We start from the raw sequence: 19,456 nt of genomic DNA on the forward strand, positions 1-19,456 counted from the left end.
GTCACACCGGGCCCTGTCCACAGCCCAACGCAACCGCCAGGGACAGCGGATAGGCTGGGCGGATGACGCGAGCCGAGCAGCCAACGGTCGTGACCGACTCCGAGAACCCCACCTACGACGAAGCCCTGGCCGCGGACTCCCGCGAGCGAGCGGTGCGCGCGCTGCTGCGCACCCCCAGACTCCGCCGACTGTGGAGCGCGCAGCTGGTGAGCGGCATCGGCGATGCCCTCGCCCTGCTCGTCCTGGTGTTGCTGACGCTCCAGGCCGCCGTCGACGCGGCCCCGGGAGGCGTGTTCGGTGACGGCTACCGGGGCGCGGCCTTCGCCGTCGCCGCCGTCTTCGGCGTGCGGATCCTCGCCACCGTGCTGTTCGGAGCGGTACTGCTCGGCCCGCTGGCCAAGCTCACCGCCCCCGGGGGCAAGCTGGACCGGCGCTGGACGATGGTCGGGGCCGACGGGCTGCGCATCGGGCTGTTCGTCGTCGCCCCGCTCTGGCTCGACTGGATCCCCGGGCAGGCCACGACCGCGCTGCTCGCCACCGTCTTCGTCTCCGGCGCCGCCGAGCGCGTGTGGACGCTGGCCAAGGAGAGCGCCGCGCCCGCGCTGCTGCCGGAGCCGCCGCCCGAGGGGGCGACCGTACGTCCGCTCCCGGACCACCTCGACGCCCTGCGGCGCCTGACGCTGCGTACGGCCTTCGCGGCGATGCCCGTCGCCGCCGGCGCGCTGCTCGCCGCCACCCTCGTCGGGCGGGCCCTGGGCCTGGGCGTGGACTGGTTCGCGGCGAACCAGGCGGCGCTCGGCTCGTACGTGGCGGCCGGCCTGTTCGCCGCGTCCGTCTCGCTGCTGCTGCCGCTGGCACTGCCCTCGACGAAGACCCCGAGGCCGCGTTCCCCGCTGGAGGGCCTGCGGGCCCCCAAGGCGGGCGACCAGCGCGAGAAGGGGCGTACGGGAAACCTCCGGCTGTTCGTCCTGACCTGCGCGGCCGTCGCCGGAGCGGTGGCCTGCGCCGCATCCGTCGCCGTACTGCAGGCCTTCGACCTGGGCGGCGGCCCCGCCGCGTACGCCCTGCTGGTCCTCGCCCTCGTCGGCGGCACCGCCCTCGGCATCCGCGCCACCCAGGCCGGCAAGGTACTGCCCACCCTGTCGCGGCGCCGCCTGCTGGCCCTGGCCACCGGGGTGACCGGCCTCGCGCTGCTGCTCACCGGGCTCGTCCCGGACACCGCCACCGTGCTGTTCCTTGCCCTTCTCGCCGGTACCGCCGCGGGCGTCGCCGCCAACACCGGGCACACCCTGCTGGACCAGGAGACCGAGGAGTTCCGCCGGGCCCGGGTCACCGAGCACCTCCAGGCCGTGGTCCGGGTCGCGGTGGCGTTGGGCGCGGTCGCGGCCCCGCTGCTCGCCGCCGCGATCGGACCGCACCGGCTGGTCGGCGGCGAGGACGTGTTCTCGCACGGCGGCGCCGCCTTCACGCTGATGCTCGTCGGCGCGCTGCTGCTGCCCGTCGCCGTGGTGGTCCTCACCAAGGCCGACGACCGCGGCGGAGTACCGCTGCGCCGCGACCTGCGCGAGGCGCTGCGCGGCGGGGACCCGGTCCAGGCTCCTTCCACGACCGGGTTCTTCATCGCCCTCGAAGGTGGTGACGGCGCCGGCAAGTCCACCCAGGCGGAGGCCCTCGCCGACTGGATACGGGGCAAGGGCCACGAGGTCGTCGTGACCCGCGAGCCGGGAGCCACGCCGGTCGGCAAGCGGCTCCGCTCGATCCTGCTCGACGTGTCCTCGGCCGGGCTGTCGAACCGCGCCGAGGCGCTGATGTACGCCGCCGACCGCGCCGAGCACGTGGACACGGTCGTCCGGCCGGCGCTGGAGCGCGGCGCCGTGGTCATCTCCGACCGCTACATCGACTCCTCCGTGGCCTACCAGGGCGCGGGCCGCGACCTCGCCCCGACCGAGATCGCCCGGATCTCCCGCTGGGCCACCGGCGGACTCGTCCCGAACCTGACCGTCCTGCTCGACGTGTCCCCGGAGACCGCCCGGGAGCGCTTCACCGAGGCGCCCGACCGGCTGGAATCGGAGCCCGCGGCGTTCCACCAGCGGGTGCGCGCCGGATTCCTGACGCTCGCCGCCGCCGACCCCGGTCGCTACCTGGTCGTCGACGCGGGTCAGGACCCGGGTTCGGTGACCACCGTCGTACGGCACCGCCTGGACCGGATGCTGCCCCTGTCCGAGGCCGAGGTGGCGGCGCAGATCGAGGCGCGCCGGCTCGCCGAGGAGGAGGCCCGGCGCAAGGCGGAGGCGGAGGCCGCCCGCAAGGCCGAGGAGGCCCGGCTGAAGGCCGAGGAAGAGGCCCGGCTGGCCCGCGAGGCCGAGGAGGCCCGGATCAGGGCCGAGGCGGAGGCCGCCCGCAAGGCGGAGGAGGAGCGGCTGCGCGCCGAGGAGGAGGCCCGGGCCCGGGCCGAGGCCGAACGGCTGCGCGCCGAGGCCGAGGCGAAGGCCCGCGCCGCCGAGCAGGAGCGGATCCGGCTCGAGGAGGCGGAGGAGGCCCGGCTGCGTGCCGAGGCCGAGGCGCGGAGGCTGGAGAAGCAGCGGCGCGCCGAGGAGGCCCTGCTGAAGGCGGAGGAGGCGCGCCGGGAGGCGGAGGCCTCGGCGGCCGCCGCCGCGGCGGCGTCCGCATCCGCATCCGCATCCGCATCGGCTTCGGCCGCTTCGGCTCCGGCGCCCGGTCCCAAGGTCGGCATGCGGAAGGACCCCCTGCCGGACGAGGCGGTCACCGTCGAGACCCCCGTGGTCAGGCGGGTCGTCCAGCCGGACGACGTGACGCAGACGGTTCCGGTGCCGAAGGTCGATCCGGCGCGGGGTGCGGCGGGCTCGGCGGGTGCGACGGACGAGACGGCGGTGCTGCCGGCCGTACGCCCCGACGGGACCGGTGGTCCGGGTGATTCGGGTGTTTCCGGTTCCTCGGGTGCTGCTGGTTCCTCGGGTGCTTCCGGTGCTTCCGGTGCTTCCGGGGCTGCGGGCCGGCGGGCGACGCCGCCCGCGCCGGCCGCCGGCTCCGGCGGCAGGAGCGGTTCCGCGTCGCGGCCCACGGCCCGCCGGTCGGAGGAGAACCCGACGGACCGGGTTCCGCCCGGCATCTTCCGGGACGCCGATAACGACGTGACCCGCGAGCTCCCCGTCGTCGGGGACGACGGGAGGCCGCGCCGCGAGCGCTCCGACTGGGCCGAGGAAACCCCGATGGACGACCTGCCGACCCTGGCGGACGAACTGCTGGGGTCGCACCGGGACGACGACGGCGACGACGAGGGCCGCCGTCCGCGCCGCAGGCGCTGACCGAGCGGCCGGAATTGTCGGTGGCGCGCGCCACAATGGGAACGGCACGCGCGCGGCCACCGGCGGCCGGACATGGCCGTCAGCGGCGACGGGCGGCTGCCCGGTCATCGGGTGGGCGGGCGGCTCATCGGGCGGGCGGCCGATGGGGCCGTACGGCCGACGGATTCGTACGGCCGACGGAACGGTGTGGCCGACGGAACGGTGCGGCCGACGGATCGGTGCGGCCGATGGAGTCGCACGGCCACGTATCGACGGAGTGGGAAGGGTGGTGGGCGCGGGATGCCCGTATGGGACGACCTCGTGGGACAGGATCGCGTGCAGGCGCAGCTGGCAGCAGCCGCCCGGGATGCCGACACCCTGGTCACGGCCACCTCGGACGGCACCCCCGTGCCCCCCGCGTCCAAGATGACCCACGCCTGGCTGTTCACCGGCCCGCCCGGGTCCGGCCGGGCCACGGCGGCCCGCGCCTTCGCGGCCGCGCTCCAGTGCGTCAGCCCCGACCGGGCCCTCGGCGGTGAGCCCGGCTGCGGGTTCTGCGACGGCTGCCACACCACCCTGATCGGTACGCACGCCGACGTGGAGATCGTCCGTACCGATCTGCTGTCCATCGGCGTCAAGGAGACCCGTAGCCTCGTCCGCCGGGCGCAGCTCTCGCCGGCCGTCGGCCGCTGGCAGGTCATCGTCCTCGAAGACGCGGACCGGCTCACCGAAGGTGCCGGGAACGTGCTCCTCAAGGCGGTGGAGGAGCCCGCTCCGCGGACGGTGTGGCTGCTGTGCGCACCCTCCCTGGAGGACGTGCTGCCCACCATCCGGTCCCGCTGCCGGCACCTGACCCTGCGCACCCCGTCCGTGGAGGCGGTGGCGGACCTCCTGGTGCGGCGCGACGGGGTCGAGCCCGCGGCCGCCTCGGCCGCCGCCCGCGCCACCCAGGGGCACATCGGGCGGGCCCGGCGGCTCGCCACCGACGAGGCGGCCCGGAGCCGGCGTGCCGCCGTCCTGCGGCTGCCGCTGCGCGTGGACGACGTGGGCGGCTGCCTCAAGGCCGCGCAGGAACTCGTCGACGCGGCGGCGGAGGACGCCAAGCAGGTCGCGGAGGAGGTCGACGGGAAGGAGACCGAGGAGCTGAGGGCGGCGCTCGGCGCCGGCGCCGGAGCGGGCAGCCGGATGCCGCGGGGCACCGCGGGCGTGATGAAGGAGCTAGAGGACCGCCAGAAGCGCCGCCGTACCCGTACCCAGCGCGACAGCCTCGACCTGGCACTGACCGACCTCACCGGCTTCTACCGGGACGTGCTCGCCCTCCAACTCGGCTCCGGCCTAGCCATCGCGAACGAGGAGATGCGGCCGGACCTCGACCGCATCGCCCGCGCCTCGGGCCCCGAACGCACCTTGCGGCGGATCGAGGCGATCATCGCCTGCCGGACCGCCCTCGACAGGAACGTGGCGCCGCTGCTCGCGGTCGAGGCCATGACAATGGCGCTGCGCGCGGGCTGACGCGGGCGGGCGGCCGCCGCGGGCGGGGCCCACGCGGGTGCCGAGGCGTGCGGGCCGAGCCGTGCGGGTCGAGGCGTGCGGGTGGGTCGGGCCGTGGCGCGGACGCCTCGGCGGTTCACCCGTACGAGCGGTCCCCGGCGCACCGCGCAGGACGGAACGCTCCGGGCGGGCGGCGGGCCGACCCCGGTCGGCCGTCCGCTGCCCGGATCGTCCCATCCGACGGCGGGCGGGTCCGAGCCGTAGGCTCCTGGCATGGACACCAGTCGCCTGCTGCGTACCACCGGGACCGTGATCGCAGCCGCCGGGCTGCTGCTCTCCGGGTGCACGTCCGGTGGTTCGGGGGTGGCTGCCTCGGCGGGGTCGTCCGCGGTCCCCGCCGGGCTGCGCCCGTACTACGAGCAGAAGCTGAGCTGGCGCGAGTGCGGTGTCCCCGGCTTCCAGTGCTCCACGATGAAGGCACCGCTGGACTACGGGAACCCCGGCGCCGGGCAGGACATCGACCTCGCGGTCGCCCGCCGCACCGCCACCGGCCCCGGCAAGAAGCTGGGCTCGCTCCTGGTCAACCCGGGCGGTCCGGGAGGTTCCGGCATCGGGTACCTCCAGGCGTACGCGGGCATCGGGTACCCGGCGGCCGTGCGCGCCCAGTACGACATGGTCTCCTTCGATCCGCGCGGGGTGGACCGCAGCAGTCCCGTCGAGTGCCTGTCCGGACCGCAGATGGACAAGTTCACCCAGGTGGACCAGACGCCGGACGACAAGGCGGAGCGGGCCCGGCTGGTGGCCGCGTTCAAGGAGTTCGCGGCGGGCTGTCAGACCCGGTCGCAGCGGATCCTGCCGCACGTCTCGACCGTTGACGCCGCCCGGGACATGGACATGCTCCGGGGAGTGCTGGGCGACGAGAAGCTCAACTACGTCGGGGCCTCGTACGGCACCTTCCTCGGCGCGACGTACGCGGACCTGTTCCCGGACCGCGTCGGCCGGCTGGTGCTGGACGGCGCGATGGACCCCTCCCGGCCCGCGATCGACCTGAACCGGGACCAGACGGCGGGCTTCGAGACCGCCTTCCGGTCCTTCGCCGAGAACTGCGCGAAGCAGCCCGGCTGCCCGCTGGGCCAGGGGGACCCGGACTCGGTGGCGCAGCGCCTGAAGGAGTTCTTCCGCAAGCTCGACGCCCAGCCCGTCCCGTCCGGCGACGGCTCCCGCCCGCTGGGCGAGTCGCTCGCCACGACGGGCGTGATCGCGGCGCTGTACGACGAGAGCGCCTGGCCGCAGCTGCGCGAAGCCCTCACCAACGCCATGGACGGCGACGGCGCCGGGCTGCTGGCCCTCGCCGACAGCTACTACGAGCGCGGGGCGGACGGCAAGTACGCGAACCTGATGTTCGCGAACGCCGCCGTGAACTGCCTCGACCAGCCGCCCGCCTTCACCGGTCCGGAGGCCGTCGACGCCGCGCTGCCGTCCTTCGAGAAGGCCTCGCCGGTGTTCGGGCCGGGGCTGGCCTGGGCCTCGCTGAACTGCGGGTACTGGCCGGTGAAGGCCACGGGCGAGGCGAAGGCGCTACCCGCCAAGGGCGCGGCGCCGATCGTGGTGGTCGGCACGACGCGGGACCCCGCGACCCCGTACAAGTGGGCCCAGGCCCTGGCCGGCCAGCTCGACTCGGGAACCCTCCTGACGTACGACGGCGACGGCCACACGGCGTACGGACGGGGCAGCGAGTGCATCGACACGGCCATCAACCGGTACCTCCTCCAGGGCGTCCCCCCGAAGGACGGCAAGCGCTGCTGACCCCGCCGGCCCCCGCCCCGCCGACCCGGTTCGGGGCACCCGGTTTAACCCTGTAGACTTGGCGCCGCTGCTGATGAGAGCCTCCCACCAGGGAAATTCTTGTCTTCCCAGCGGTGCCGCCTTAGCTCAGTTGGCCAGAGCAACGCACTCGTAATGCGTAGGTCTCGGGTTCGAATCCCGAAGGCGGCTCGGATTAGCCCCAGGACTCACTCGCCGTGACCTGGGGCTTTTTCATGCCCTCCGCCCGTGCGGGCGCGCGGCCGGGGTGAGGAATCCCGAGTGGGAACGTTGCGCGAGTGGAGTGGCCTCGGGCCGCGCTGCGCCGATGGTCGTGTCCGGCCGGGACGGCATGGTGCTCGGGCCTCGGGTTCCCGGGCCCGTTTCGCCTCGAACAGGGCTTGGGTGACTCGCTGTCCGGGCAGGGGGGGAGCGCCTACCTGAGGGGTGTGTCCGTTCTTGTGGTGCGGGCTTGCCAGGCCCAGCGGGTGAGGGCTCCCACGGCCACGGATGTGATGATCGCGCCCCAGTCGATGACGTGGATGTACGCACACGTCTTTCCGAAGCCGCAGTCCACGCCGGCGTTCTGGTAGGTGATGTTCTTGCCCTCGCCGCGGACGATATGGGTGAACATGCAGCCGGTCGGGACCTTCATGGTGACTCCTCCGACCTGGTGGTCGAAGGCCGCCACGGGGGTCGAGCCGATGGCGCCGGACGTGTGCCAACTCCGCGGGTGAGCCCAGGGGTTCTGCCTGGGAGGGCGGTCCACTACTAAGAGTGACCGGGTGGGTGTGGGCTGACGGGGCGTCGGGGTCTCGTGTCGTGCCGAATGCGGGCGTGGGTGGATGTGGGCGGGTGGGTGTTGGGGGGTGGGGGTTCGTGCCGGGCGTTCTTCGGTTGGTGGGTGGGTCGGGTTGAGGTTCGGGGTCCGGTGGGGGTCCAGTGGTTGTGTTGCGGGGGACCAGGGCGGGTGGGTGGGGGTGGGGGACGGGGTGGTGTGAGGCGGGTGGAGGTGGGGTGAGCTGCGGGGACGGGGTGGGGGAGGGGAATTGTCGAGGCCCACCGCTCACCGCCGCCCCGCAGGGTGGCGGCGGGGGCTCCAGGGGCGGGATAACCGGGGGATACGGGGCGCATATCCGGCGGCATCACAGTGGACTCGATCTCGTTCCTTCCCCTGTTGTCGCCCTTGCCGGGCTTGAGCGCGGCTCAAGTCGTCGGTGGCGGCGGCCGATCCGAGAGTTTCTCCCTAACAGAGGTGACAAGCCGTGAGCATTGACCCCAAGACGATCGTGCACGGGATCCTGGCCGAGGACCTGGAGGTGGACCCCGCGGAGATCGCCGACGACGTCCTGTTGCGCACCCTTGAGCTGGACTCGCTGGCCATCGCCGAACTCATCGTGCGCATCAAGGAGGAGACGGGCGCGGATCTCGGCGGCGACGAGACCCGCCTGGTGGACTGCACGGTCGGGGACGTCGTCGCCCTGGCCCACTCCGTACTGGAAGCGGCGTGACGGGAGGCGCCGCTGCCATCACCGGGACCGGACTGGTGACTCCCGCGGGCACGGACGTCGACGCGACCTGGGCCGCGCTTTGCGCGGCCCGGTCGCCCGAGTCCGGTGATCCGGGGCCGCTGGAGGGGACGGGGGTGTGGCACAGCCTGCGGGTGCCCCCGCTCGGGGAGCAGCTCACGGGCCGGGGGACCGCGCGTACCGATCCGTTCATACGGTTCGCGCTGGTGGCGGTGGATCAGGCGCTCAGTGAGGCGGGGCTCGATCCGGGAGTGTGGGACGGCAGCCGGGTCGGGGTCGTGGTGGGTTGCGGGTTGGGCGGGGTGACCACCCTGGAGGAGGGTCACCAGCGGCTCTCGCGGAACGGGCCCGAGATGGTCTCGCCGTACATGCACCCGCGTTCCCTGATCAACATGGCGGCCGGCACGCTCGCGATGCGGTTGGGGATCACCGGGCCCAGTCACACGGTGGTCGCGGCCTGCGCGTCGGGTGCGGCCGCGATCGGTCTGGCGAAGACGCTGCTGGACGCGGGGACCTGCGACACGGTCATCGCCTGCGGGACGGACGCGGGGGTGACCCCGCTCGTGGTCTCGGGCTTCGCCCGGATGGGAGCCCTGTCGAGCCACAAGGGGCCGGACGCCTCCCGGCCGTTCGCCGCCGACCGCGACGGGTTCGTCATCTCCGAGGGGGCGGGGGCCGTCGTCCTGGAACGTCCGGCGACCGCCCTGGCCCGGCACGCCCGGGTCCTCGGCCGGTTGCTCGGTTACGGCAGCACCTCCGACGCCTACCACCCGGTCTCCCCGCATCCCGAGGGGGTGGGTGCCGAGGCTGCCGTGCGGCAGGCGTTGGACCAGGCCGGCCTGGTGCCGAAGGACGTCGGGACGTTCAACGCGCACGGCACGTCCACCCCGCAGAACGACCGGTCGGAGGCCCAGCTCATCGCCAGGGTGTTCCCGCACGGGCCGTCGGTGACGGCGAACAAGGGGCTGCTCGGGCACACGCTCGGCGCCTCCGGCGCCATCGAGGCGGTCCTGACGTTGCGCAGCCTGCGCGCGGGGACGGTGCCGCCGATCGCGCACACGGTCCGGGCCGATCCGGACCTGCCCGACATCGACCTCGTCCTGGGGGGCGTGCGCCGGCACGGCGCGTCCGTCGCCGTGAGCACGTCCTTCGGCTTCGGCGGCAGCAACTCGGCGCTGGTGCTGGATGTCTGACCCGTCCGCACGTCCGCGCGCCACGTCCCAGGGGAAGGAATCATGACGCAACGCGAAAAGGAACTGGCCCACATCCTCTCCGGGCCCGAGTTCGCCACCACCCGGCCCGTCGACCAGAGCGTCCTCGAATACAGTCTGCTGACGCTGCGCCGGGCGAGGATCCTCAACCGGGCCGGTTTCAGCTCGAACGCGCAGTGGCTGGGCCGCGGCGACAGCGACCGCTTCCCCGACTTCCTGCGCACCATGGGGTGGATCGGCGCGTACGACCTGTCCCTGCTCAACGTGCTCGTCTCCCACCAGATCGCGGGGGACGCGCTGCTCAGTCACGCGGGGCCGATCCAGGTGCGCAGTTACGGCCCGGAGATCGACGGCATGGGCAAGGTGTACTGCTTCGCCGCGTCCGAACTGCACGCCGGGTCCGACCTGAAGCGGGTGTTGACCACCGCGACGTACAGCCATCAGGACCGGCAGTTGGTCCTCGATACCCCGGAGCCGGCCGCCAGCAAGGTCTGGATCGGCAACAGCCTGCACTCGGGTGACGTCGCCATGGTGTTGGCCCGGCTCGTCGTCGCCGGCCGGGACGAGGGTCACCACTGGCTACGGGTGCCCCTGCGGGCCGGCGGGAAGGTGTTGGCGGGCATCAGCATCGGGCGGGCCGAACCGAAGGGCGGGGTGACGGCCAACCAGACCGGCGTCCTGACCTTCACGGACCACCGGCTGCCGCTGTCGGCCCTGATGAACCGGTGGGCGTCGATCGACGGCGACGGCACCTACCGGTCGCCGTTGCCCCGGCACCGGCGCTTCGAGGAGTGCCTGGCGACCTTCACCCACGAGCGGTTGTTCCCGTCGGTGGGCGCCGCGCACGCGCAGCGTCTCGCCTGCGCGGTCACCACCCGCTTCGCGTCGGTGAAACGCGCCTTCGGGTCGCCGTTGCTCGGTCACGCCCACTACCGGACGCGGTTGACGACCGCGGTGGGCCGGGCGTTGGCCTCCCGGTACGCGCTGGAGGCGCTGGCGGACATCGCGGTCGACCGGGCCGCGGACGGGCCGCCGGCGGGTGATCAGGTGCTGCACGCGCTGATCTCCTGCGGCAAGTCCGGTTCGACCGGCGACGCCCGGCACACGCTCGCCGAGACGCGCGAGTTGTGCGGGGGGCTCGGCTACCACGACGCGAACCAGATCGCCCCGCTGCTGCACGACTACGAGGTGGCCGTCACCTTCGGCGGGGACAACACCGTCCTCGGCTACCAGGCCACCCGCTACGCCCTGCGGCAGCGAACGGAGTTCGACGCGGCGCTCGACGCGGCCGCGCGACCGGCCGACGGCCTGGACGCCGTACGCCGGCTGCGCGCGATCTGCGACGCCCTGCTGGACCGGGTCGACGCGCAGGGTCCGGGCGAGGCCACCACGCGCTGGACGCGGGCCGTCCACCAGTTGCTGGCGCTGGGGCGGTGGGCCGCGACGGCCGCCACCGCGCTGGAGCGACGGCTGTTGGGGCAGTACGCGGCGAGCTGCGTGCTGGAGCACGCCGTGACCGGTCTGGCCGCCGGGATCCTGGACCGGGACGACGTCCTGCGCCTGGAGGCCGAGCGGCAGGAGGCGGCCGGTGCGCCCTTCGAGGCGGGCGAGCTGCTGGAGGTGCTCGCGGTCCCCGACGAGCTGATCACCGCTCCCATCGCCCGTCCCGACTTCGCGGAACGGCACGTGGTCGCGGCGCACGGGGGGCGGATCCCTGCCGCCGTGGGCGCGCCGGAGTACCGAGAGGAGTTCGTCCATGACCGGTCCGCGTGACGGTGGCGGCGCGGTCATCACGGGCATCGGCAGTTGTCTGCCGGCGGCCGTGGTCACCAACGAGGAGGTGTCGCGGAACCTGGACACCGACCACGCGTGGATCCACAGCCGTACCGGCATCGCCTCGCGGCGCCGGGTGGCGTCCGGGATCGAGACGGGCGACCTCGCCGTCACCGCGGGCGCGGCGGCGTTGAAGTCGGCCGGGCGGGACGGCTGCGACCTGGTGCTGTTGGCGACCACGACGCCGGACCGCCGCTGCCCCGCCACCGCGCCCCGGGTGGCGGCCGAACTGGGGCTGCGGGTGGCCGCGTTCGACCTCGCCGCCGTCTGCTCGGGCTTCGTCTACGGGCTCTCCGTGGCCACCTCGATGATCAGCGCGGGGAGCTGCGACAGCGTCCTGCTGATCGGCGCGGACGTCTACTCCTCGATCGTCGACCCCGACGACCGGGTGACGGCCCCCCTCTTCGGGGACGGGGCCGGCGCGGTCCTGTTGGAGCGGGGTCGGCCGGACGGGCCGGGCGCGGTGCTCCGTACGGAACTGGGCAGCGACGGCACCGGGGACGGGCTGATCACGATCCCCAAGGACGGGGCCTATCTGACCATGGACGGCCCGGAGGTCTACAAACGGGCGGTGACGACCATGGCGGAATCCGCCCGGTCCGTCGCCGGCCGGGTCGGATGGGACCTCGCGGATATCGATGCGTTTATCGGGCATCAGGCGAACATTCGTATCCTGAAGGCCGTGGCGAAACGCCTGGGACTGCCGCCGGAACGCGTGATATCGAATATCGAGAACGTCGGGAACACGGCTGCGGCCTCCATTCCGCTGGCGTTGGCGGACGCCGCCGCGGCCGGCCGGATCAAGGAGGGCGACAAGCTGCTGCTGACCGCCTTCGGAGGTGGCCTGACCTGGGGTTCCTCGGCCGTCGTCTGGACGGGTGCCGAACCCGTCCACGACGTGCGGGGCTGACGGCCGAAAACCCGTCCGGGACGGGTGTCGGCAGTGCGGGCGATCGGGCGGCGGTCATGCCGCCTCGATACGTACCCGATAACGAATTTCCATAGCGTTTCCGGAGAACGGTACACCACTGTGGATGGAGGATTTGAATATGGCGGTGGCAGCCGGGTATTTGGCAAATCCCTACGATGTGACGCTCGACCTGAAGGACTCGGAAATGGTCGAGGAGGTCGCCTGGAAACTCGTCACCCACGCGTCGGGCCGGCCCGACGACCCCGACTGGGTGGCGGCCGCCAGGAACTCCTGGCACGAACTGCCGGTCGCGCTGCGCCGGACGCTGGCCGACTTCCGGCGCGACTCGGGCCCCGACGGCGGACTGGTGCTGCGCGGGCTCCCGGTCGGCGCCCTGGACCTGCCGGTGACCCCGGACGTCAAGGGGTCCGTCCAGCGGGAGCCTTCGATCGGGGCCGCGGTCCTGCTGATGGTGGCCTGCGGACTGGGTGACCCGGGGGCGTTCCGGCCGGAGAAGGGCGGGGCCCTCGTCCAGGACGTAGTACCCGTCCCCGGCATGGAGGAGTTCCAGGGCAACGCGGGCTCGACGCTGCTGACGTTCCACAACGAGAACGTCTTCCACGAGCACCGGCCCGACTTCGTGATGCTGCTGTGCCTGCGCGCCGACCCCGAGGGCCGGGCGGGCCTGCGTACGGCGAGCATCCGCCAGGTGCTGCCGCTGCTGTCCGCCCCGACCGTCGAGGCCCTGTGGGCGGCGGAGTTCATCACCGAGCCGCCCCCGTCCTTCGGGATGAACGACTTCCGGGCCGAGCCGGCGCCGGTGCTCAGCGGCGACCCGCTGGACCCCGACATCCGCGTCGACCTGTCCGCGACGACCGCGGTGACCGCACGGGCCGCCGAGGCCCTGCGCGTCCTCCAGGAACAGTTCGACCGCCACGCGGCGACCCACCGGCTGCGTCCCGGCGAGCTGGCCATCGTCGACAACCGGGTCACCGTGCACGGCCGTACCGAATTCACACCGAGATACGACGGCACCGACCGCTGGCTGCAGCGCACCTTCGTGATGACCGACCTGCGTCGGTCACGAGGGCTGCGACCGGCCGACGGATACGTGCTGGGAGACCTTCCGTAGCCGTACCCCCCGCCGGGGCGGGCCCACCGACCGCCGGCAGCGAGCGATGAGTTGGAGTGCGATGACGAGCATGCAGACCCGGGTGAGGCCGTCCGCTCCGGACACCTCGACGCAGCCGCCCCGGAAGGTTCCGCCCCAGGCGCCACCACCCGTCAAAGAGGTCGGGCTACGGTCCCTGTTGCCCTATCTCCAGGGGCACTGGCGCACCCTGGGGGCCGTCGCCGTGCTGTCCCTGGCGACGACCCTGCTCACCCTCAGCCAGCCGGTCATGACCCGCGAGGTGCTGGCCAACATAGAGGCGGAGCGGCCGGTCGGGTCGCTGGTCGCACTGCTGGTCGCGGCGCTGCTGGTGGTGGCCGTGCTCAGCGGCTTCCGCGACTACCTGCTCCAGCGCGCCGCCGAGGGCCTGGTGCTCACCGCCCGGCGCCGGCTGGTGGCCCGACTGCTCCGGATGCCGATCATCGAGTACGACCGGCGTCGTACGGGCGACCTCCTGTCCCGGGTCGGCTCCGACACCACCCTGCTGCGGGCGGTCGTCACCTCGGGCCTGTTCGACACCGTCACCAACGTCCTGATGGTCGTGGGCTCCGCGGGCATGATGTTCGTCATCGACCCGACCCTGTTCGCGGCCACGGCCCTCGGCATCGGCTTGGGCGTCGCCGGGGTCCTCGGACTCGCCCGGCGGGTCCGCGGGGCCTCCCGCGACGCACAGGACCGCATCGGCGAGATGACCGCCGCGGTCGAGCGGGCGATCTCGGCGGTGCGCACCATCCGCGCCAGCGGCGCCGAGGAGCGCGAGGAGCGGGCCGTCGACGGCTACGCCAAGGACGCCTTCGACGCGGGCATGCGCATCGCCAAGCTCCAGGCGATGATCAACCCGATCACCTCCACGACGATCCAACTGGCCTTCCTGGTCGTCCTGGGCCTGGGCGGCGCCCGGGTGGCCAGTGGCGCGATCCAGGTCGGCGACCTGGTCGCCTTCGTCCTCTTCCTCTTCATGCTCTGGTTCCCGCTCGGCCGGGCCCTGAACGGCTACGCCCGGCTCCAGACCGGACTCGGCGCGCTCCAGCGCATCGAGGAGGTGCTGGTGCTCCCCCAGGAGAGCGACGTCGCCGGCCCCGAGGACCTCGCCGCGGTCCGCCTCGCCGGCCGGCCGGCTCCGGGCGGGTCCCTGTCCGTCCGGGAGCGCGCCGCCCCGGACGCGCCGCCCGTCCTCGCGCCCGCGATCGAGTTCGACCGGGTCTCCTTCGGCTACGGCAACGGCGAGACCGTGCTCCGCGACGTGTCGCTGACCGTCGCCCACGGCACCCGCACCGCTCTGGTCGGCCCCTCGGGGGCGGGCAAGTCCACCCTGCTCTCCCTGGTGGAACGGTTCTACGACGTCACCTCGGGCGCGGTGCGCGTCGGCGGCACCGACGTACGCGAACTGCCGCGCACGCGGCTGCGCCACTCGCTCGGCTACGTCGAGCAGTCGGCGCCCGTCCTCGCGGGAACCGTGCGGGACAACCTGTCCCTGGCGGCCCCCGGGGCGACGGACGAGGACATGCGCCGGGTGCTGCGCTCGGTCAACCTGGAACAGGTGATCATGCGGGCCCCCCTCGGTCTGGACACCGAGGTCGGCGAGGGCGGCGTACTGCTCTCCGGCGGTGAACGCCAGCGGCTGGCCCTGGCGCGGACCTTCCTGGCCGCCCCGCCGATCATGCTGCTCGACGAGGCGACCAGCAACCTCGACGCCCGCAACGAGGCGCTCATGAGGAACGCGATCAACGAGGTCATCGCCGATCGCAGCCTGCTCGTGGTGGCGCACCGGCTGTCCACCGTCGTGGACAGCGACCAGATCGTGGTGCTCGAACACGGCGAGGTCGTCGCCACCGGAAGCCACGACGAACTCACCGACAGCAGCCCCCTCTACCGGGAGCTGGCGAGCCATCAACTGCTGATCAAGTAGCCGGTGGCGGCGGCGCCCGGGTCGAAGGGCGGTCCCCGCGCACCTGATGGAAGTCAGGGGCGGGCGACTGTCCTTCGGCAGTGGTGCGTGGCCCGTTTCGTACCGTACGTTCAGCCGGGGCCGGCCGGGTTCCGGCCATCGGGAACGTGGAGCAAGGGACTCATGAGCGGACGACGCGGGAGCGCTGCCGAGCAACCGCCCCGCCCGGCCGGGCCGGTACCCGTCCTCGCCTTCCCGGCGGTCCGGGGCGCCGGCCTCACCGCGGCACAGGTGGCCCTCAGGGTCGCCGAGGAGCCCGGCACCCCAACTCGCCGACCGGCCTTCCGCGTTCTCCGCGCGGTGTTACGGGCCCACCTGCGCACCCGCGCAGGTGCGCTCTCCGGCCTGCTGTGCCTGGCCGTCATGGTCACCGGACCCGTCCAGGACGCGGTGTTCGTCGCCGTCACGCTCGCCGCCACCGCCCTCGGCGTGCTCCAGGGGGTGCGGGCCCGGCGGACCACGGAGCGGCTGGCGGCCATGGTGGAGAACCGCCCGTCGGTGTGGCGCGACGGGGAGTTGGTCCCGCTCGGGGTCCGGGACCTCGTCGTCGACGACGTCATCGAACTGGGACCGGGGGACCGGATCCTGGTGGACGGGTCGATCGTCGGTGCAGAGGATCTGGAGGTCGACGAGCACGCGGTGCCGGGCGAGGCGGATCCGGTCGTCAAACAGCGGGGCGACCCGGTCCGGGCGGGCGCCCTCGTCCTGGCCGGCACCGGGGCGTACGCCGTCACCGCCGCGGGCGCCCGCGCCGCCCGGTCGGGGTCCGCGGCCCGCCCGGACCAGGTCGGGGCGGGCCCGGAGGAGTCCGTACTGGGGCGGAGCCTGACCGCGCAGCTCGCGCACGTCGGCCACCTGGTCGTCCCGGCGGCGCTCGTCGCGGTCGTCGGCCAGTGGGTGGTCGGCCGGAGCGACCCGGGGGACGCCGTCCGCCACATGGTCAGCGCGCTGTTGCCGATGCTTCCGGGAGGCCTGGTGCTGTTCACCTCGATGGCACACTCCGCCGCCGTCGTCCGTCTGGGGCGCCGGCGCTGCCTGGTGCGCGAGTCGTCCGGGATCGAGGGGATCGGCCGGGTGGACACCGTCGTCATCGGCGCCGACACCCCTCCCGTGCGGGCCGAGCAGGAGGTCGCGGCGGTGCACGTCCTGGACGAGGAGGCGCCCGTCGCCGCCGTGCTGGGCCTCCTGAGCCGTACGGAGGACCGCCCCGATCCGACGCTGCGGGCCGTCGCCGACCGCTTCCCCGCACCCGGCCCCGAGGCCGGGCTCGGCCTCCGGGGCCGGACCTGCGGACCGTCCCCCCACCCCGGGTGGAGCGGCGTGAGCGTCATCGGCGACGACGGCCCCCGGACGTGGCTGCTCGGCGCCCCCGACCGGCTGCTGCCCGGCTGGCACTCGCTGCGCGTCGTCGCCGACTCCTACGGGGCCAAGGGCCTGCACGTCCTGGTCCTGGCCCGCTCCGGGGCGGGCCTCGCCGCCCTCCTCACCGACCCGGACGCGGTGCCCGACCACGCGGAACCCGTAGCGCTGGTGGCGCTCGGGCCGCGGGTCGCCCCGGAGACCGCCGAGGCCGCGTGCCGCCTGGACGGGCAGGGCGTCGCCGTACGGACCCTGCCCGAGCGGACCGGCCCGGGGCGCGGCCCGGACCTCGTCGCCGACCTCCGGGCGCGCGGTCGGCGCGTCGCCGTGGTCGGCCACGGCGCCCTGGACCTCCCGGCGCTGCGGCAGGGCGACACCGCCGTCTCCTCGGGCTCGGGGACGGCCGCCGCCCGGGACGCGGCGCAGCTCGTGCTGCTCGGACCGGCCCTGCCGGGGTTGCCCTCCGTCGTCGCCGAGGGCCGGCGGCTCATCGGCGGCGTCGAACGGATCGCCGTCCTCTTCCTGACCAAGGCGGTGTACGGGGCGCTGCTGACCCTGGCCGTCGTCGCGGGCGGGGTCCCGTACCCGTTCCTGCCGCGGCAGCACGCCCTCGTCGCCTCCCTCGCCGTGGTCCTCCCGGCGCTGTTCCTGGTGTTCGTCCGGGGCCGGGGGACGGACCGGCTGGCCACGCCCTTCGCGGGCCGGGGGCTTCGCTTCGCCGTTCCCGCGGGCGCCCTGACCGCCGCCGCCACCTGTGGCGCGTACGTGGCGGCGGGTCCGGTCCACGGCGGTGACGCGCGCGCCGCGTCCGCCGCCGGCCTGCTCGGCCTCTTCCTCGTCAGCCTGTGGGTCCTGGCCCTGCTCGTGCGGCCCTTCGGGGCGCGGGGGTTGCTGCTGGCCGGTGGCGCCGCAGGGGTGTTCCTGGCCGTGCTGCTGGTGCCGCCGCTGCGGGAGTTCTTCCTGATCGCGCCCGCCGGCGCCGCGGCGACCTGGACCGCCGTGGGCTTCGCGGTGGTCGCCGGCCTGGGCCTGGAGGCCGTGTGGGCCGTTCTGCGGCGCCGCACCCCGGCCCCGCCGGCGGCCGCCGACGCGCAGGGGCCTCCCGGTCCGTGGGCCGGGAGGCCCCCGCGCGTGCGTTCTGTCCGCCCCCGTCAGGGAGCCCAGGCCCCGACCCGCTCGCGGACCAGGTCCCAGGCGGTGTCCAGTCGGGCGGCGCGGGCCCGCGACGCCTCGTCGGTGAAACGGGAGTGGGCCCGCCGCTCGCGGTAGAGCAGCAGGGTCAGGTTCACCAGGAACCCGGCGACCTCCGCAGGGGGGACGCCGGGTCCGGCGGCCACCGCGTCGATCCGCTCGCGGGCCCCCGGCACCTCGCCCAGCAGCAACCACAGCTGCGCCAGGTCCGCGCCGGGCAGGAACACGGCGGCGCTCGCCCAGTCGATCAGGGCGTGCCCGCCGCCGGCGCGCACGACGTTCGCGAGGACGAGGTCCCCGTGCCCGATCTCCCGCGGCGGCCCGGCCGACTCCAGCAGCCGGACCACGGCCGCCCCGTGCGCGCCGTCGAGGTCGCCCCGGGCGATGACGCCGTCGAGCATCGGCCGGTAGTCGACGTGCCAGGAGGCGGGTACGTCGGGGCGCCAGCCGCGCAGCCGCCGTACGGCGTCGAGGACTCCCGTCAGGTCCGCGTCCGGCACCGGGGCGGCCGGGAACCGCTCCGGTGCCACCACCCCGCCCGGCAGCCGTTCCAGTACCAGTACCGCGTGCTCCCGGTCGGAGGCGAAGCGCCGGGGTACCGCCACGGGCGGCGGCGACTCGTCGAACAGGTCGTACGCCTCGATCTCGCGCAGGCTCTGCCGGCGCCATTCGGGCGTGCGCACCTTCGCGACCACCGCCGTGCCCTCCAGTTCGCCGGAGACCACGAGTGAGGTGCGGCTGCGGTAGACGACCGAGGCCGGCCGCAGCGCCGGGCACACTTCCAGGATCCGGTCCAGGAGTTCCCGCTCGCCCTCGGCGAGGCCCTGCGGGACGGTCGGGGGGTTTGCCTTCAGCACGGTGTGCTCCTCACGTCCGTAGGAAGCCGATGAGGCTCTTGTTGACGGCTTCCGGCTGCTCCAGGTAGCCGTAGTGCCCGCAGTCGGGCAGGACCTCGAACTCCGCGCCGGGGATCGCCTCGGCGACCTCCCGGCCGAGCCGGGGCGGTGAGATGAGGTCGTCCTCGAAGGCGATGACCCGGGTCGGGACCCGGATGTCCCGGTAGGCCGTGCGCCGGTCCGACCCGACGGTGATGCCCAGGTGGGCCCGGCTGCCGGGCCCGGAGGCCCGGGTCAGCTCCAGCAGGTCGAGCCAGTCGCGGGCCCGCTGGTCGTCGTCGAGGGTGGTGGGCGACAGCATCTGCATCGCCTCGATGACCGCCTCGTACGAGGCGGGCAACCGGACGTCCGTGTCGTACAGCTCGATCTCGGCGCGGGACAGCGCGCTGCGGACCGCGTCCGCGCGGCCCCGGGTGGCCATCAGGACGAGACGGTCGACGAGTTCGGGCCGGGCCAGGGCGAGTTCCTGGGCGACGTAGGCGCCCATCGAGGTGCCGACGACCTGGCATGGGCCCAGCCGCAGTTCCTCGATCAGCGCGGCCGTGTCGGCGACCAGGTCGGCCAGGCCGAAGCCGCCGGCGCACTCGTCGCTCGGGGCGATGCCCCGGTTGTCGAAGGTGATGACGCGCAGCCCCGCGGCGACCAGGGCCGGTACCTGGTGCAGGTGCCAGGCCCGGCCCTTGCTGCCCGAGCCCATGATGAGCAGGACGGCGGGCGCGGTGCCGCCGGAGCCGGTCGGTACGGCGGGCTTGTCGGCCGGGTCGTCGTAGTAATGGAGTCGGATGCCGTTGACGTCGATGAGGGGCATG

General features: G+C 74.0%; 13 protein-coding genes and 1 tRNA gene. 11 read left to right on the top strand and 3 right to left on the bottom strand.

Translation table 11 applies throughout. The annotated features are described in order from the left end of the window. The first annotated feature begins 62 nt into the window (after positions 1-62). From tmk to NOD94_RS19785, 4 genes are all read left to right on the top strand, one after another. A complete protein-coding gene (gene tmk, locus NOD94_RS19770; RefSeq protein ID WP_281207314.1) occupies positions 63-3,326 on the top strand; it encodes a dTMP kinase in 3,264 nt (1,087 codons plus the stop codon). A gap of 279 nt (positions 3,327-3,605) precedes the next feature. Beyond that, entirely contained in the window at positions 3,606-4,817 is a 1,212-nt protein-coding gene (locus tag NOD94_RS19775) for a DNA polymerase III subunit delta' (RefSeq protein ID WP_281207315.1), read from the top strand. Positions 4,818-5,069: 252 nt separating this feature from the next. Further along, positions 5,070-6,602: an alpha/beta hydrolase gene (locus tag NOD94_RS19780; RefSeq protein WP_281207316.1), complete on the top strand. Its 1,533-nt coding sequence runs from the start codon at positions 5,070-5,072 to the stop codon at positions 6,600-6,602. A 115-nt stretch (positions 6,603-6,717) separates the two neighbouring features. Beyond that, positions 6,718-6,791 (top strand) — tRNA-Thr (locus NOD94_RS19785). 244 nt (positions 6,792-7,035) lie between these two features. Here NOD94_RS19785 and NOD94_RS19790 read toward each other — a convergent pair. Further along, positions 7,036-7,254 carry a hypothetical protein gene (locus NOD94_RS19790; protein WP_281207317.1) on the bottom strand — a complete coding sequence of 73 codons (219 nt, stop codon included), beginning with the start codon at positions 7,252-7,254 and terminating at the stop codon, positions 7,036-7,038. Between the two features lie 610 nt (positions 7,255-7,864). On the opposite strand from NOD94_RS19790, the gene NOD94_RS19795 reads away from it, so the two are divergent. The 7 genes from NOD94_RS19795 to NOD94_RS19825 all read left to right on the top strand — a co-directional run bounded on the left by NOD94_RS19795 (position 7,865) and on the right by NOD94_RS19825 (position 17,829). Further along, complete coding sequence (locus tag NOD94_RS19795; RefSeq protein WP_281207318.1) at positions 7,865-8,110, top strand: phosphopantetheine-binding protein; 246 nt, start codon at positions 7,865-7,867, stop codon at positions 8,108-8,110. Next, positions 8,107-9,321, top strand: a complete 1,215-nt coding sequence (locus tag NOD94_RS19800; protein ID WP_281207319.1) for a beta-ketoacyl-[acyl-carrier-protein] synthase family protein — start codon at positions 8,107-8,109, stop codon at positions 9,319-9,321. Before NOD94_RS19795 ends, NOD94_RS19800 begins: the two co-directional genes overlap by 4 nt. Positions 9,322-9,363: 42 nt before the next feature. Continuing rightward, positions 9,364-11,112 carry an acyl-CoA dehydrogenase family protein gene (locus NOD94_RS19805; protein ID WP_281207320.1) on the top strand — a complete coding sequence of 583 codons (1,749 nt, stop codon included), beginning with the start codon at positions 9,364-9,366 and terminating at the stop codon, positions 11,110-11,112. Next, positions 11,096-12,082, top strand: a complete 987-nt coding sequence (locus NOD94_RS19810) for a beta-ketoacyl-ACP synthase III (RefSeq protein WP_281207321.1) — start codon at positions 11,096-11,098, stop codon at positions 12,080-12,082. The genes NOD94_RS19805 and NOD94_RS19810 overlap by 17 nt, the downstream gene beginning before the upstream one ends. A 205-nt stretch (positions 12,083-12,287) precedes the next feature. Then, the gene (locus NOD94_RS19815) at positions 12,288-13,214 is read left to right on the top strand and encodes a clavaminate synthase family protein (RefSeq protein ID WP_281207328.1); all 927 of its coding nucleotides are present in this window, start codon (positions 12,288-12,290) and stop codon (positions 13,212-13,214) included. A 61-nt stretch (positions 13,215-13,275) separates the two neighbouring features. Continuing rightward, the gene (locus tag NOD94_RS19820) at positions 13,276-15,162 is read left to right on the top strand and encodes an ABC transporter ATP-binding protein (RefSeq protein WP_281207322.1); all 1,887 of its coding nucleotides are present in this window, start codon (positions 13,276-13,278) and stop codon (positions 15,160-15,162) included. Positions 15,163-15,324: 162 nt separating this feature from the next. Then, entirely contained in the window at positions 15,325-17,829 is a 2,505-nt protein-coding gene (locus tag NOD94_RS19825) for a cation-translocating P-type ATPase (protein ID WP_281207323.1), read from the top strand. On the opposite strand, the gene NOD94_RS19830 is transcribed toward NOD94_RS19825, so the two are convergent. Beyond that, positions 17,712-18,608, bottom strand: a complete 897-nt coding sequence (locus NOD94_RS19830) for a phosphotransferase (RefSeq protein ID WP_281207324.1) — start codon at positions 18,606-18,608, stop codon at positions 17,712-17,714. The genes NOD94_RS19825 and NOD94_RS19830 overlap by 118 nt on opposite strands. A gap of 10 nt (positions 18,609-18,618) precedes the next feature. Next, the gene (locus tag NOD94_RS19835; protein WP_281207325.1) at positions 18,619-19,455 is read right to left on the bottom strand and encodes an alpha/beta fold hydrolase; all 837 of its coding nucleotides are present in this window, start codon (positions 19,453-19,455) and stop codon (positions 18,619-18,621) included. Position 19,456: the final 1 nt, after the last annotated feature.

The sequence above is a fragment of the Streptomyces sp. Isolate_45 genome (genome assembly GCF_024721315.2).
Taxonomy (GTDB): domain Bacteria; phylum Actinomycetota; class Actinomycetes; order Streptomycetales; family Streptomycetaceae; genus Streptomyces.

Bases quoted from the DNA above. Each gene is read 5' to 3' on its own strand.
- tmk (WP_281207314.1), top strand. From the start codon at position 63: ATGACGCGAGCCGAGCAGCCAACGGTCGTGACCGACTCCGAGAACCCC.
- NOD94_RS19775 (WP_281207315.1), top strand. From the start codon at position 3,606: ATGCCCGTATGGGACGACCTCGTGGGACAGGATCGCGTGCAGGCGCAG.
- NOD94_RS19780 (WP_281207316.1), top strand. From the start codon at position 5,070: ATGGACACCAGTCGCCTGCTGCGTACCACCGGGACCGTGATCGCAGCC.
- NOD94_RS19790 (WP_281207317.1), bottom strand. From the start codon at position 7,254: ATGAAGGTCCCGACCGGCTGCATGTTCACCCATATCGTCCGCGGCGAG.
- NOD94_RS19805 (WP_281207320.1), top strand. From the start codon at position 9,364: ATGACGCAACGCGAAAAGGAACTGGCCCACATCCTCTCCGGGCCCGAG.
- NOD94_RS19810 (WP_281207321.1), top strand. From the start codon at position 11,096: ATGACCGGTCCGCGTGACGGTGGCGGCGCGGTCATCACGGGCATCGGC.
- NOD94_RS19815 (WP_281207328.1), top strand. From the start codon at position 12,288: ATGGTCGAGGAGGTCGCCTGGAAACTCGTCACCCACGCGTCGGGCCGG.
- NOD94_RS19820 (WP_281207322.1), top strand. From the start codon at position 13,276: ATGACGAGCATGCAGACCCGGGTGAGGCCGTCCGCTCCGGACACCTCG.
- NOD94_RS19825 (WP_281207323.1), top strand. From the start codon at position 15,325: ATGAGCGGACGACGCGGGAGCGCTGCCGAGCAACCGCCCCGCCCGGCC.
- NOD94_RS19835 (WP_281207325.1), bottom strand. From the start codon at position 19,455: ATGCCCCTCATCGACGTCAACGGCATCCGACTCCATTACTACGACGAC.